At 57.9% G+C, this 13,656-nt stretch carries 12 protein-coding genes and 1 riboswitch; of the genes, 5 read left to right on the top strand and 7 right to left on the bottom strand.

Annotated elements, in window-relative coordinates:
* Positions 1 to 612 precede the first annotated feature (612 nt).
* Both C7477_RS13165 and C7477_RS13170 read right to left on the bottom strand, forming a co-directional pair.
* Positions 613 to 1,056 carry a Ros/MucR family transcriptional regulator gene (locus C7477_RS13165; RefSeq protein ID WP_110752862.1) on the bottom strand — a complete coding sequence of 148 codons (444 nt, stop codon included), beginning with the start codon at positions 1,054 to 1,056 and terminating at the stop codon, positions 613 to 615.
* 559 nt (positions 1,057 to 1,615) lie between these two features.
* Positions 1,616 to 2,518, bottom strand: a complete 903-nt coding sequence (locus tag C7477_RS13170) for a hypothetical protein (RefSeq protein ID WP_146226100.1) — start codon at positions 2,516 to 2,518, stop codon at positions 1,616 to 1,618.
* Between the two features lie 210 nt (positions 2,519 to 2,728).
* On the opposite strand from C7477_RS13170, the gene C7477_RS13175 reads away from it, so the two are divergent.
* Positions 2,729 to 3,427, top strand: coding sequence for a hypothetical protein (locus C7477_RS13175; protein ID WP_110752866.1), 699 nt, complete (start codon positions 2,729 to 2,731; stop codon positions 3,425 to 3,427).
* 371 nt (positions 3,428 to 3,798) lie between these two features.
* Here the strand turns inward: C7477_RS13175 and C7477_RS13180 are convergent, their stop codons facing one another.
* The gene (locus tag C7477_RS13180) at positions 3,799 to 4,059 is read right to left on the bottom strand and encodes a hypothetical protein (protein WP_110752868.1); all 261 of its coding nucleotides are present in this window, start codon (positions 4,057 to 4,059) and stop codon (positions 3,799 to 3,801) included.
* 671 nt (positions 4,060 to 4,730) lie between these two features.
* A riboswitch (cobalamin riboswitch) is annotated at positions 4,731 to 4,973 on the top strand.
* 36 nt (positions 4,974 to 5,009) lie between these two features.
* Here C7477_RS13180 and C7477_RS13185 point away from each other — a divergent pair.
* From C7477_RS13185 to C7477_RS13195, 3 genes are all read left to right on the top strand, one after another.
* Positions 5,010 to 6,056, top strand: a complete 1,047-nt coding sequence (locus tag C7477_RS13185; RefSeq protein ID WP_110752870.1) for an ABC transporter substrate-binding protein — start codon at positions 5,010 to 5,012, stop codon at positions 6,054 to 6,056.
* 194 nt (positions 6,057 to 6,250) lie between these two features.
* Positions 6,251 to 7,285 (top strand): FecCD family ABC transporter permease, encoded by a 1,035-nt coding sequence (locus tag C7477_RS13190; protein WP_110753010.1) that lies wholly within the window; start codon positions 6,251 to 6,253, stop codon positions 7,283 to 7,285.
* A complete protein-coding gene (locus C7477_RS13195) occupies positions 7,282 to 8,052 on the top strand; it encodes an ABC transporter ATP-binding protein (RefSeq protein WP_110752872.1) in 771 nt (256 codons plus the stop codon). The genes C7477_RS13190 and C7477_RS13195 overlap by 4 nt, the downstream gene beginning before the upstream one ends.
* Before the next feature lie 7 nt (positions 8,053 to 8,059).
* Here the strand turns inward: C7477_RS13195 and C7477_RS13200 are convergent, their stop codons facing one another.
* The 4 genes from C7477_RS13200 to C7477_RS13215 form a co-directional block, all read right to left on the bottom strand.
* Positions 8,060 to 8,587 (bottom strand): GNAT family N-acetyltransferase, encoded by a 528-nt coding sequence (locus tag C7477_RS13200; RefSeq protein WP_245411837.1) that lies wholly within the window; start codon positions 8,585 to 8,587, stop codon positions 8,060 to 8,062.
* Between the two features lie 131 nt (positions 8,588 to 8,718).
* Positions 8,719 to 9,495, bottom strand: coding sequence for a metallophosphoesterase family protein (locus C7477_RS13205; protein ID WP_110752874.1), 777 nt, complete (start codon positions 9,493 to 9,495; stop codon positions 8,719 to 8,721).
* 70 nt (positions 9,496 to 9,565) lie between these two features.
* On the bottom strand, positions 9,566 to 10,888 hold the full coding sequence (aptA, locus tag C7477_RS13210) for an omega-aminotransferase AptA (RefSeq protein ID WP_110752876.1): 1,323 nt from the start codon (positions 10,886 to 10,888) through the stop codon (positions 9,566 to 9,568).
* 223 nt (positions 10,889 to 11,111) lie between these two features.
* Complete coding sequence (locus tag C7477_RS13215) at positions 11,112 to 12,251, bottom strand: alpha-hydroxy acid oxidase (RefSeq protein WP_110752878.1); 1,140 nt, start codon at positions 12,249 to 12,251, stop codon at positions 11,112 to 11,114.
* 160 nt (positions 12,252 to 12,411) lie between these two features.
* Between C7477_RS13215 and C7477_RS13220 the strand changes: the two genes are divergently transcribed.
* Positions 12,412 to 13,509 carry an efflux RND transporter periplasmic adaptor subunit gene (locus C7477_RS13220; protein WP_110752880.1) on the top strand — a complete coding sequence of 366 codons (1,098 nt, stop codon included), beginning with the start codon at positions 12,412 to 12,414 and terminating at the stop codon, positions 13,507 to 13,509.
* Positions 13,510 to 13,656: the final 147 nt, after the last annotated feature.

Raw genomic sequence — 13,656 nt, forward strand, 5'->3', positions numbered from 1 at the left:
CGATAAAATTCCACAACAGAATGCTTGAAAGCAGTGCTGTGCCTGGACATGAAAAACCCCCGAAGGTTGACATCCAACTTTCGGGGGTCAGTTCATGGGGAGGGGCTTTTTTTATATTTTTATACAAGTCCGGACGAAACACGGTGTCGTAAACGGATGAACTTCAGAGGCCTCCAGATCATATTTCATCAGGAGAATGCCGAATTACCCGCTGTCACGCATAATTTATCCTCAAAAACGCATTCTGCTATTTTGAGATTTTAGGGTCCGTCAGAGCTAGCTCGAAACATCGCCCCTCTCGCCGTCATTCTCGGGCTTGTCCCGAGAATCTACCGAGGCCTAATCTGTCAGGACGGTAATCGCTTATGTTTTTCTTATGGCAGATTCTCGGGACAAGCCCGAGAATGACTTCTCTTATCAGCGTTTCAGTTGACGCCCGACAGACCCTAGCTATTTTTGAGGCACCTACCGGGCAAATATCGAAGGAATTGAGCAGGATCAAACGGGACGAGAATATCCTGCTCACAAACCTCATTCCGGCAATATACCGCTGTCAAGGAATCCCAGAGGAATCCCGGATTTGGGCGAATTCCGATCAAGGACCTAGAAAGCCTAGGCAGCCTTCTTGCGGGGCTTTGCCAGTTCAGCCGCCTTGGCTTTGCGCCCCAGCCCCATCTGCTTGGCAAGGTTCGAGCGGGTGGCGGCATAATTCGGCGCGACCATCGGATAGTCGGACGGCAGATCCCACTTCGCGCGGTAGTCCTCAGGGGTCAATCCGTAGTGGGTCATCAGGTGCCGCTTTAGCGACTTGAATTTCTTACCGTCCTCCAGGCAGATCAGGTAGTCGTCCGTGATGGATTTCTTGACGGAAACCGCAGGCGCCGGCTTCTCCGTAGGCATCGCGACTGTTTCCATGAGCAAGCCGGACAGAGATGCGTGGATCTCCGCGATCAGGGACGGCAGATCGGTGGCCGAAACCGAATTGTTGCTGACATAGGCGGTTACGATCTCAGCGGTGAATTCGATGATCTCGTTTGGGTTCTTTTCTTCCAACATTATTGGCTCCTCTAGAATCATTATGGTTGGCATCTCGCAGGCAATAATTTTCAGCAGTCCGCGCAACTGGCAAGAGCAATGTTCTTATCTTTATTATCAGCTAGTTAATGCCAATTTGCTATCCATAGTATCTAAGTGAGAATATGGCCCTTTATGTGGCATTATCAGGAATTATTGCGCAGTAAAAATGGCGAACGAGGTATACGTATGGTTTAGATATGGCGTTAAAAAGAATTTCATTATATCTTATTCCTGGCTGCAATTTCACAATTGCTAAAAATAACATATTTAGTGATGTGTTACGAAGCGTGCGGTTTGCGGATACATGGAAATTTAGGCGTTCCGATAATAGAAAATCGATTAAAATAAATTATCAGTAACTCTAAATATATGTGGATAGATGTGGATAGATTCCGCGAAGTGTCTTCGGAATGGTTCTGGACTGACCGAAGGCTGGCCCAGAACTAATTGGAATTGATTTATTGCCGGCGCAAGTACCAGGCAATTGTGTCGCAAGTCACGGACGGAAAACCGGTTCCCACTTTTCCTGGGACTTGCTTTATCGCGCCGAAGCCGTGATGGGGCTGGACAGGCAGCGCGCCGGGCAGGAAGGGGCGTGGTGAAGAATGTCGCCCAAAGCTGCCGCGTTTCCGTTGTTGCAGACATAGCCTAGATATTCGCGGTCATTCGTGCCGAAATCCGGTATTCCGCAGGACGCGGCCATCACCGTTTCAGCCTGTTTCCAGAGCGTATTGATGACTTTGGCTGTGTTCGGCTCGTTCATGCCTTTCCAGGTCTCGGGATTATTCTTCCGCGCGTCCTCTGCGTAGGCGGTGACAAATGCCATCATCGCCGCCAAACCGTCGCGGTGGTCGGGCCGGCTATTGCCGGTGTGCACGGAGGTGAGCTTCGTTGCCGCGTTCAAATCGTGGCTGAAGGCGTTGAGCTCATCCAGCAGGAACATAAAATTATCGGACGAGGTCGCCGATCCAGGTTTCAGATACGTATCGATGAAGAGCGGGTCCTTGAACTTCTTTGCCATTTGTCCGGCGATTTCTTTCGGGGGCATGAATTGTTCGGTTGCATGCGGGCGCGCAATGCTGCCGCCGCCGATGAGCGGATAGGCATCCTGCTCCTCCGTGAGCGTGTGCACGGATTCATGCACCGCCGTTGCAAGGTCAAGTTGGATGTCCTCGCAGGTTATCCAGGTCATGAACTGGGTCTTATCCGTCATCGCGCGGTATACCGCATATCCATCCGGGGAGAGTTTCTGGAGACTGCGAATGGCGGAGGCGTGGCAGGCAGTATCCGACGCGGAAAAGGCTGATTGAGAAAGACAGAAGAAAGCCGCAAAAACCAGACTCACTCTTACAAACATACTCATTCTGACGTTCCTTGTAATATTTAAAATTTTAGAAGATGAAATAAGAAATACATATAATTTTGTCTGGATAGTGTCCATGTATATCAATGAAGTATTGTTTGATATTTCTAAAATAATTAAAAATTATCTGGAACATTTTAAAGTAGAATAAGTGTTGTTTCTGTTTTCCTTTGTACATTGGTAAATATTATCGACTAGACTTCTGTGGTAGGTCCTTGCCAGCTTGGGGAAGCGGAGGACTTATTTGTGAGAAAGTGTTGTTTGTGTAACCCCCAGGAGACAGAAGTCATGATGAAGTCTTTCAAAACCATCTTTGCTATTGCCGCTCTGGCGAGCGCCTCCATGGTCGCCATATCGGTATCTGCGGAAGCGCAGGAAGCAAAGAGGTCTATCCCTACGACGAAGGTCAACACGATCTATCGTGACGGGCAGACCACACGCCAGGTGCGCAATGTCACTCGCTATCGTGACGTTGAGCGTCCCCGCGTCGTTACGCATACCAAGCGCATCGTAAACGTGACGCGCGTTCAGCCTGTCACGCGGGTAAATCAGGTCACGCGCGTCCACAACCGGACCGCCGTGATCCGTGAGAACCGTTATGGTTCCCAGACGAACGTCCTGCCGACCCGTCATATCCGGACCAGCAAGACGATCGTCAACCGCGCCTATGCGGCCCCGACCTCGGAAACGGCCTATCGCTACAAGACCGTTCGCCAGGTTCGGAACCTGACGCGCGTTCGTGACGTTCACAACACCCGTTATGTGCGTCACGTGAACCGGATCGTGAAGATCAATCACGTTCAGCCGGTCGTGCGTGAGAATGTCGTGACGCGCATTCACGAGCGTCCCCGGGTGGTAACCCGCAATCAGTACGTCAATCGTACGGAGGTTCTGCCGGAGCGCACGATCCGCACCTCGAAGACGGTTCGCGTCAATGACGGGACCGTGTACAGGAACGGCAAGCGCGCTTATACCGAGATGGAATAAGCAAGGCTTCCATAGTTCCTTCAGGACGGCGGGCTGCCATAGGGGCCCGCCGTTTTTTTTACGTGACTACGTTCGCTCGGACGTAAATTCACCGCACCATTAAGGGTAGGGCGCTTTGTATCGGAGAAGCGCAATTGTCATGAGGGGGAGGGGTAGAGGCCCGACCTGGATGATGGTTGCGGGTGGGGGTCGGGCCTCAGTGCCGATGGAACATCCGGCCTGCAATTTGTGCGATAAATACGGGGTGAGTCGCAACCCTAACAAATGGGGGGCAATTTCCACTAATTAAGAAGAAATTTATACGACTGCGTTTTGGGCTCACGCATAAGCCGGACGGCAGTCCGGCGCTCTATTGGCAAAGAACGAACGGGTCAAATGGCGGCAAGACGGTTCTTTTCCTGCTCCGTGCGGTTGCCTTCGCTATCGGCCGCGGCGAAAGCCAGCGCCTCGATATCCCTGTAGCCAAGGTTGAAGAGGCGCATCACCTCACGTGCCAGCCGGTCGGCTTTCCAGTTCTCGTTGGAGCCTTTATCGACGATGGCGGCAGCTCTATGATAAGCCGCCTGCATGATGCGCCAATCTTCGTTGCTATAGGCTGATCCGGTACCTGGATATTCACCCCTTATTGGCATGTTTCCCTCCATTGAGCTTCGACAGGGCTACGGATGATATAGCCAAAATAAGCGGAGTTGCCTGGGTGAGAAGTGTGGTCCCGTCGCGTTAACGAGTCAAACTGTTTGAAATATTCCAGATATTTCAGGTAGTTGGAGATTTATCCCGTGATGCGCGGATAGCTTGGGGGCCGGGAGCTTTTAGGCGAGAAGGCCGCGCAATTCATTGACCACGAGGCAGACGACGACAAAGAGGCCAGCATAGCTGAGCCAGATCAGGACGTCCTTCAGGCCTCGATCATTTGCTTCGTGCATGGAGTCCCCCAACAAGTTGCGAGAGATAAATAGTATTATTGTTTAAGAGTCAACAGCCTATTCGCTATCCTGCGTTGAATGCCCAAAGGGAAGGCAGCGCGCGTCATCGTTGTGGAAATCCGGATGGCAGAAAGGCCGAATCTGTCTGGCGGTATATTCGTATTGTTCACCTGCATAGGGCTTTTGTTGCGGTAATTGCAAGTACAGTTTTGATGAAATTCTGCTGCCAGTGGTTTTATTTCTAAATTATTCTTGTGACTTCAAACGTCGGCCGTTCTGACTGCGATGCTGCCTTCGTATTGACATGCGTAACGTTATTACGTTACGAACCGTGTTGTTCAAACGCAGCTTCATCTTGACGGAGGCCTAATGCGCACTTTAAGAAATCAGGCGACGGTTCCCCGAGGGATGACTTCCAGGGGGATTAATAGGGAACACGGTGCGGACGACCCAATCGGGACCAAGACCGTGGCTGCCCCCGCAACTGTAAGCGGATTGCCTGATATCCTCGTGGCAGCCTTTTTGGGTGCCATGCCACTGCCGGGTCGATTACCGGCGGGAAGGCAGATGTAAGGCAGATATCCGTGAGCCAGGAGACCTGCCGTCACATCAGAAATCCAAGTTCACGGGCGGGGTTGCCCGGAGAGGAAAAAATCATGCAAGACTTCGCTCACCGGCGCGCTCGGGGAGGCGCGTTCGTCGTCACGGTTGCCCTGGGACTTGTCGCAAACGCCTCGTCCGCTTATGCGTCTGAACAGACGAAATATCCGCTGACGCTTCAGAATTGCGGCGCATCGGTCACATTCGACAAGGCGCCGCAACGGGCGGTGGCTATCGGCCAGAACAGCACGGAAATTCTGCTTTCACTCGGTCTTGCCGACAAGATCGTGGGCACGGCGGTCTGGGTGGGCCCGGTTCTGCCGCAGTTCGAAAAAGAAAACGAGAAGATCAAGCGACTTGCGGACAACAGCCCGAGCTTTGAGTCGGTGGTCGCACAGGAGCCGGACCTCGTCGCCGCGCAGTTCGAGTGGGATGTCGGGCAGCAAGGGCAAGCCGGCACGCGGGAGCAGTTCTCCGATCTTGGCATTCCGACTTATATCTCGCCCGCCGATTGTGTCGCCAAGGACAATTCCGGCGGTGGCGACGGCGTACGCAAGGAGCCGTTCACGATGGCGCTGGTTTATCAGGAGATTCGTGAACTGGCAGAGATATTCAATGTTCCGGACCGTGGCGAGAAGCTCGTTTCGGACCTGAAAAGGCGCGAGGCAGAGGCCATTACCTCCATCGCTGGAGATAAGGCTACCGGGTTGCCGGTCGTCTTCTGGTTTTCCAGCAAGGATGTTAAGGGCGACGCTTTCGTTGCGGGCAAGAACGGTGCGCCCGCTTATATGCTGCGCGCGCTTGGCGCGAAGAACATTATCGATACCGATGAGGAGTGGCCGCTGGTTAGCTGGGAGACGATCGCAGCCAAGGATCCGGCAGTGATCGTGGTTGCGGAAATGACCCGTCGCCGCTACGCCGCCGATGATCCGGCTGTGAAAGTCAAATTTCTCGAAACCGATCCCGTCACCAGCCAGCTCGACGCCGTGAAGGAAAGGCACTTCGTGATGATGGACGCGCAGGCGATGAACCCGACGATCCGAACGATCGACGGGATCGAGGCGCTGGCGAATGGTATCAGGGCGTTTGGGTTGGCGAAGTGAGCGAGCGCTTGAATTTGAAACGCTGGCGGGGCAGGTACCCCCCTCTGTCCTGCCGGACATCTCCCCCTCAAGGGGGGAGATTGGCTGACACGAACCGGCCTGCTCACATTTCAACTTCCGCGATTGGTGGCGACCGTCATGAAGGCGTAATCTCCCCCCTTGAGGGGGAGATGGCTGGCAAGCCAGAGGGGGGTATGCCTCGCGCTTCCATCAAAACAAAACGCACCTTCCTCCTCCTCGCTCTCCTCTCAATCGCCACCCTCCTTCTCGCCATCGCCATGGCTGTCTCCATCGGCGAGATGACCATCCCGATAATCACCACCTTCAAGGCGGTCGCCAACCGGCTGTTCGATGCGAATTTCGCGGTAAGCCGCCTCCAGGAAGGCGTCATCTGGGATTATCGCATGAGCCGGGCGCTGGTGGCTGCCGCGTGCGGGGCGGCGCTGGCGCTTTCCGGGGTTATCCTGCAGGCGCTTTTGCGCAATCCGCTGGCGGAACCTTATGTACTCGGCATTTCCGCCGGCGCCTCCACCGGCGCGGTGGCGGTGATGATCCTGGGGGTGGGCTATGGTGTGCTCACCTTATCGAGCGGTGCCTTTATCGGCGCCCTCGTCGCCTTCGCGCTTGTTTCCGTGCTTGCGGCAGGTTCCGGCGGCAGTCATGAGCGGATCATCCTGGCGGGAGTCGCCGGGTCGCAGCTGTTCAATGCGCTCACCTCCTATATCGTCACCACATCGGCCAATGCGGAACAGGCGCGCGGCGTCATGTTCTGGCTCCTGGGCAGCCTCGGCGGCGTGCGCTGGCCGGATGTCTATCTCGCCGCGCCGGTGGCGCTTGGCGGGTTTGTCGTCTGCCTGTTCCATGCGCGGGCGCTCGATGCATTCACCTTCGGGAGCGATGCGGCTGCATCGCTGGGCATCCCTGTCACCCGTGTGCGTATTGTCCTTATCGGCCTCACGTCGCTGATGACGGCGGCGATGGTCAGCATTGTCGGCTCCATCGGCTTCGTCGGGCTGGTCATTCCGCACGCCGCGCGCTTCATTGTCGGGCCGGGGCATCTGCGCCTCATCCCTGCTTCCGCCATGGCAGGGGCCATTTTCATGGTGCTGGCGGATATCGTCTCGCGAATCATCATTCCCCAGCAAATCCTGCCGATCGGCGTGGTGACGGCGCTGTTCGGCGCTCCGGCTTTTGCATTCATTCTTTATCGGGCGAGGAGGGCGGTATGAGCATATCGGTCAAGGAGGCGAGCTGGGCGATTTCGAACAAGCCGATCGTCGATTCCGTTACGCTCGGCGTCGAGACGGGGCAGATGCTGGGGCTGCTCGGGCCGAACGGCTCGGGCAAATCGAGCCTGTTGCGGCTGATCTGCGGATTGCGGCGGGTGGAAAGCGGAGTGATCACGCTTGGCGACCAGGAAATCAGCCGGATACCGCGGGCGCAGCTTTCCCGCCGGATAGCCCTCGTCGAGCAGCAGGCAACAACCGATGCGCATATAAGCGTGGAGGAGGTCGTCCGGCTCGGGCGGACGCCGCATCGCGGTCCGCTTTCGCCATGGACCGTCACCGATGAAGAGGCGGTGGCCCACGCGCTTGACAGCGCAGGCATGACGAGCAAACGGGCGCGGTCGTGGCACACCCTATCGGGCGGCGAGCGCCAGCGCGTCCACATCGCCCGGGCGCTGGCGCAGACGCCCACGGAACTTCTCCTGGACGAGCCGACGAACCATCTCGACATTCAGCACCAGCTGGACATCCTTTCACTGGTTGCGAAGCTGCCGGTGACGAGCGTGGTTGCGCTACATGATTTGAACCTGGCCGCGATGTTCTGCGACCGGATCGCAATCTTGCAGCATGGACGGGTGGTAGCCATCGGAACACCCGAGACGGTGCTGACCGAGGACCTTATCGCCGAGGTTTTCGGTGTACGGACATATGTCGACCGTTCTCCGCATCACGGAAGGCCGCATATTCATTTTCTGACGCGGGGAGGCTGAGCGCGAATTATCTAGCTCTTGAAGGCGCCGCCGTATCCCCCGGTCCAAGTGCCCGCTGAGCGAGCACCGTATCGAGCCATCTGCCATGCTTCCAGCCGACCGATGTCAGCGTGCCGATGATGTTGAAACCTAGGCTTTCGTGCAGGCCGATCGAGGCGCGGTTGGCGGAATCGCCTATGACCGCCACCATCTGGCGAAAGCCGCGCTCTTCCGCCTGTTCGATCACCTCGATCATCAATGCCTTGCCGATGCCGCGCCCGTGAAAATCCTCGTGCACATAGACGGAGCTTTCCACCGTATTGCCATAGGCCGGCCGTGGCCGGTATGGGCCGGCATAGGCATAGCCTGCGAGCCTGCCCGCAACGATGGCGACGACATAGGGGAAGCCGCCGGCAGTGAGCACTTCACGGCGTCTCGCCATCTCCTGTTCGGTTGGCGGCGCAAGCTCGAAACTCGCGGTGCCGGTGAGAACCGCATGGGCGTAAATGGCGGTGATTTCGGGAATGTCTCCAGGCTCGCAGCCGCGCAAGGTCATTGTATCGATAGGGGATATCAAGGCAGGCTCCATTTAGAGATGCCGCCGCAATCCGGCGTCTCTGGCGCAAATAAGCCGGATTGGCGGCAAAGCGCAAGAAGCCGGATATAGCGTTGAGGTAAAGACGAACATCACGTCGAGAGAATACGGCCCTTCCGATTCCAGAGGCGCACGGCGCTAAGCCTGTCGGAAAAGAACGCGCCGGTATCCACATTGATCCGCCGCCCGGCCGGACCCGCCGTCTCTACAGGCGTGTGGCCATGAACCACCCATCGATCGAGCAGATGCGCGTTGTTGAAAAATTCATCGCGGATGAAGATGAGGTCGTCCTCCGTCTGTTCCGCGGGGGGGACACCGGGTCTGATGCCCGCATGGGCAAATAGGAAGAAGCCTGAATCGACGAGGATAGGCAGGGAGCGGAGGAACTCTACATGGCGTTCAGGAATGGCAGAACGGATGGCCTCATTCAGTGTTTTCGCTGAACGGTAGGTTTTCTTCATATGGTCGACGTCGATGCCATAGGAGAAAAGGGTGGCGGCCGCGCCCAGTTTCAGCCAGTCCTTCAAGGGCAGTTGCCCATCCAGATAATCGAGCATTGCCAGTTCATGGTTACCCATGAGGCAGATGCGATAAAAGCCGTCAGGCGGCGGCCCGATGAGATGTTCCAGAACCTCCGCCGGGGCCGGCCCGCGATCTATATAATCGCCGAGCATGACGATGAGCTTGGGATCGGGCAGGCGGCTTGCATCCGCCTCGATGATGCGTTCCAGCGCCACGAGCTGGTCATAGCAGCCGTGGACATCGCCGATGGCGTAAACGGCGATGTGCGAAATATCGAGCGAAATCCGCTGCCGGGCAGGCCGCTGGGGAGCCTTGGTGAACCCCAGTGACCGGAAAAGATTTTTCATTGCAGTTCCTGTTCGCCATAGTTTTTCCAAAGTTTAGGCGAGTACAGCGTCGCTGGAAAGAGAATTTTAACTATGAAATTCGTCTGATACTTTCGCCTAATACGGAAACGATCGTATCGATTTCGCCGCGCTCGACGATCAATGGCGGCGAGAGGGCGATGATGTCGCCGGTGACGCGGATGAGCAGGCCCTTTTTGAAACAATCGGTGAAGATTTCATACGCGCGGGCGCCCGGCGCATCCTTGCGAGAACTGAGCTCGATGCCGGCGACGAGGCCGATGGTGCGGATATCGATTATGTTGGGCAGGCCGTTCAGCGAATGGATCGCGTCCTGCCAATAAGGGGCGAGTTCCGCTCCTCGCGAGAGAAGACCTTCCTCCTCATAGATTTCGAGCGTCGCGAGCCCCGCCGCGCAGGCGGCGGGATGGCCGGAATAGGTGTAGCCGTGGAAAAGCTCGATCTGGTTTTCCGGCCCGTGCATCAGGGCGTCATGGATATGGCGGCTGGAAAAAACTGCACCCATCGGGATCGCGCCGTTGGTGAGCCCCTTGGCGGTGGTGACGAGATCAGGGACGACGCCGAAATAATCGACGGCGAAGGGCGCGCCCAGACGGCCGAAGCCGGTGATGACCTCGTCGAAGATCAGGAGAATGCCGTGCCTATCGGCAATGGCGCGCAGCCGTTCCAGATAGCCTTGCGGGGGGAGCAGCACGCCGGTCGATCCGGCGACCGGTTCGACGATGACGGCGGCGATGGTCTCCGCACCGTGCAATGCGACGAGACGCTCCAGATCGTCGGCAAGTTCCGCACCATGGGCGGGCAGGCCTTTCACGAAGCTGTTGCGCTCGGGATTGTGGGTGTGGCGCAGATGATCCGTGCCTGGCAGCATCGGGAAAACGCGGCGGTTGTTGACGAGGCCGCCGACCGAAATGCCGCCGAAGCCGACGCCGTGATAGCCGCGCTCACGGCCAATCACGCGCGTCCGCGTCCCTTGGCCGATGGCGCGCTGGTAAGCTATGGCGATCTTGAGGGCCGTATCGACGGATTCCGAGCCCGATCCGGTGAAGAATATCCGGTCAAGTTTCGCGTCCGGACCGCCCGGCGCTCGCTCGCCAAGCTTCTCGGCGAAATCGAAGGCGATGGGATGGCCCATCTGGAAGGAGGGGGCGTAATCCATGGTGGTGAGCTGGCGCGCCACCGCGTCCGCGATACGTTTGCGGCCATGGCCCGCATTGACGCACCAGAGGCCGGAGGTTCCGTCAAGAATCTTGTTTCCATCGACATCGGTGTAATACATCCCCTCCGCGCTGGCGAGCAGCCGCGGCACCGCCTTGAACTGCCGGTTGGCGGTGAAGGGCATCCAGTAGTTTTCAAGGCTGGGGGTGTTTCGCATGGTGAGGTTTTCCAATTGATAGATCGTCGGAGCGTTACCGCGTAGCCCCTCACCCTTACCCTCTCCCCGTGATTTACGGGGAGAGGGGGCGTCAGCGTTGGCCGCCTCTTTCTTCTCCCCTGCATCAGGCAAAAAAGAGGGGGAGAGACGCTTATGTCCGCCTCTCCCCGCATGCGGGGAGAGGGTAAGGGTGAGGGGCATTCAGTGGCACCTACGGAAAGCACTACTCCCTATAAAGCACATCCGGCCCGATATCGACCGCGCGGCGCTTGCCGCAAAGCGCCATGGTGGTGTCGAGTTCCTTGCGGATGATGTCGAGGGCGAGCGTCACGCCCTCCTTGCCCATCGCGCCAAGACCATAAAGGAACGGGCGGCCGATGAACGTGCCCTTTGCGCCGAGAGCCAGCGCTTTCAGCACATCCTGGCCCGAGCGGATACCGCCGTCCATGTGGATTTCGATCTTGTCGCCGACGGCATCGACGATATGGGGCAGCACGGAGATGGAGGAGGGCGCGCCGTCTAGCTGTCGTCCGCCATGATTGGAGACGATAATCGCGTCCGCGCCCGATTGCGCCGCCATCTTCGCGTCTTCCACGTCCAGAATGCCCTTGAGGATCAGCGGGCCGCCCCAGCGTTGCTTGATCCACTCGACATCGCTCCAGTTGAGCCGCGGGTCGAATTGCTCCGCCGTCCAGGAGGAAAGCGAGGAGAGGTCGCCGACGCCCTTGGCGTGGCCGACGATATTGCGAAACGTGTGGCGCTTTGTGCCGAGCATGCCCAGGCACCAGCCGGGCCGCGTCGCCATCTGCCAGATGTGCTTCGGGGTGAATTTCGGCGGGGCGGAGAGGCCGTTGCGGAGATCCTTGTGGCGCTGGCCGAGGATTTGCAGGTCGAGTGTCAGAACGAGAGCCGAGCACTTGGCGGCCTTGGCGCGGTCAATCAAATTGATGACGAAATCCCGGTCGCGCATGACATAAAGCTGGAACCAGAACGGCTTGCTGGTGACGGACGCGACATCTTCGATGGAGCAGATGCTCATGGTGGAAAGTGTGAAGGGAACGCCGAACTCTTCCGCCGCCTTCGCCGCCAGCATCTCGCCATCGGCGTGCTGCATTCCGGTGAGGCCCGTGGGAGCCAGCGCCACCGGCATCGAAACCTTCTGGCCGATCATGGTGCTTTCCAGCGAACGGTCGGTCATATCGACCAGGACGCGCTGGCGCAGCTTGATCTTCTTGAAGTCCTCTTCGTTGGCGCGATAAGTGCTTTCCGTCCAGGCGCCGGAATCGGCGTAATCAAAGAACATTTTTGGGACGCGGCGGCGCGCGAGTTCCTTCAGTTCAGCAATTTCGTTGATCGTCGCCATCTTTCCCTCCCGGCATCTCACCTCTCTCGCATGGCGGATTGCGGACTGAGAATCAAGCCTTCAAATATAAAGCATTGCATCCTGACGCGGATGACGTATCTCTTCCGCAGGGTAAGGACTCGCGGGGGTGAGATTGGCGGTCAAGGAGAAGGCAGGGGGAATGCGCCATTCAGGAATTGCCGGGTGGAAACGGCTCGCTTGCCTCGGCATCATAGCGGCCTCGGTCTCTGCGTGCGAAAGGCAGGGGGAGACCGCGAAGGGTGAGGATAGCGTCGCGGTCGCCGTCCAGACCGTCAGATATGTTGACTTCGCTCCCGAGATCACGCTGACCGGCGCTATCGCTGCGCGCACACTCACCAATCTCTCTTTCCGCGTTGGCGGGCAAGTCATCGAGCGTGACGCCGATGTCGGGCAGCATGTCACCGCCAGTCAAGTGCTGGCACGGCTCGACCCTTCGGCGGAGCAGGTCAATATCCGCACGGCGCAAGCCTCGCTCGATGCGGCCAAATCGCAAGTTGCGCAGGCGTCGTCGGCATTTCAGCGGCAACAGGCGCTTCTTGATCAAGGCTTCACCACGCGGCGTCAATATGATGAGGCGGAAGAAGGTTTACGCACGGCGCAAAGCGCGGTGACGGTGGCGCAAAGCCAGCTTGCCAACGCGCAGGACGAACTTTCCTACACGCAATTGCGGGCCGGGATTTCCGGTATCATCACGGCGCGCAACATCGAGGTGGGACAGGTTGTGCAGGCGACGGAGACGGCCTTCGCGATAGCCGAAGATGGGCCGCGCGACGCGGTGTTCGACGTGCAGGAGTCGCTGGTCGCGAATGCCAAAACCGATCCGGCCGTTACCATCGCGCTTCTCGCCAATCCGAAAATCGCCGTAAAGGGCCAGGTGCGCGAGGTTTCTCCCGTGGTCAATCCGGCCACCGGCACGGTTCGCGTCAAGATCGGCATAAACGACACGCCGCCGCAGATGACGCTTGGCGCGACGGTGACCGGCACCATGCGGAAGCAGCCACAGCGGGCCGCGATCCTGCCGTGGAGCGCGCTCACCTCCGACATGGGACGGCCTGCCGTCTACCTGCTGGAGGCGGATAATGTCGTCAGGCTCGTTCCGGTGGACGTGCTTAGCTATGAGCGCGAGCGTGTCGTTATCGCGGGAGGGCTCAAGGACGGCCAGAGGGTGGTGACGAAGGGAACCCAGTTGTTGCGTCCGGGAGAGGTGGTCGATGTGGTTGAGGGGGCGGGGGAATGAGGCGTTTCTTGTTAAACTGGAAATGTCGGCGGGACAGTACCCCCCTCTGCCCTGCCGGGCATCTCCCCCTCAAGGGGGGAGATTGGCTGACGCGGTCCGCGGCGTTTATTCTGCAACATTTGCGATTGGTGCCGACCGCCAATGACG

The sequence above is a fragment of the Paramesorhizobium leguminum genome (assembly GCF_003217235.1).
In the GTDB taxonomy this organism is placed as follows: domain Bacteria; phylum Pseudomonadota; class Alphaproteobacteria; order Rhizobiales; family Rhizobiaceae; genus Paramesorhizobium; species Paramesorhizobium leguminum.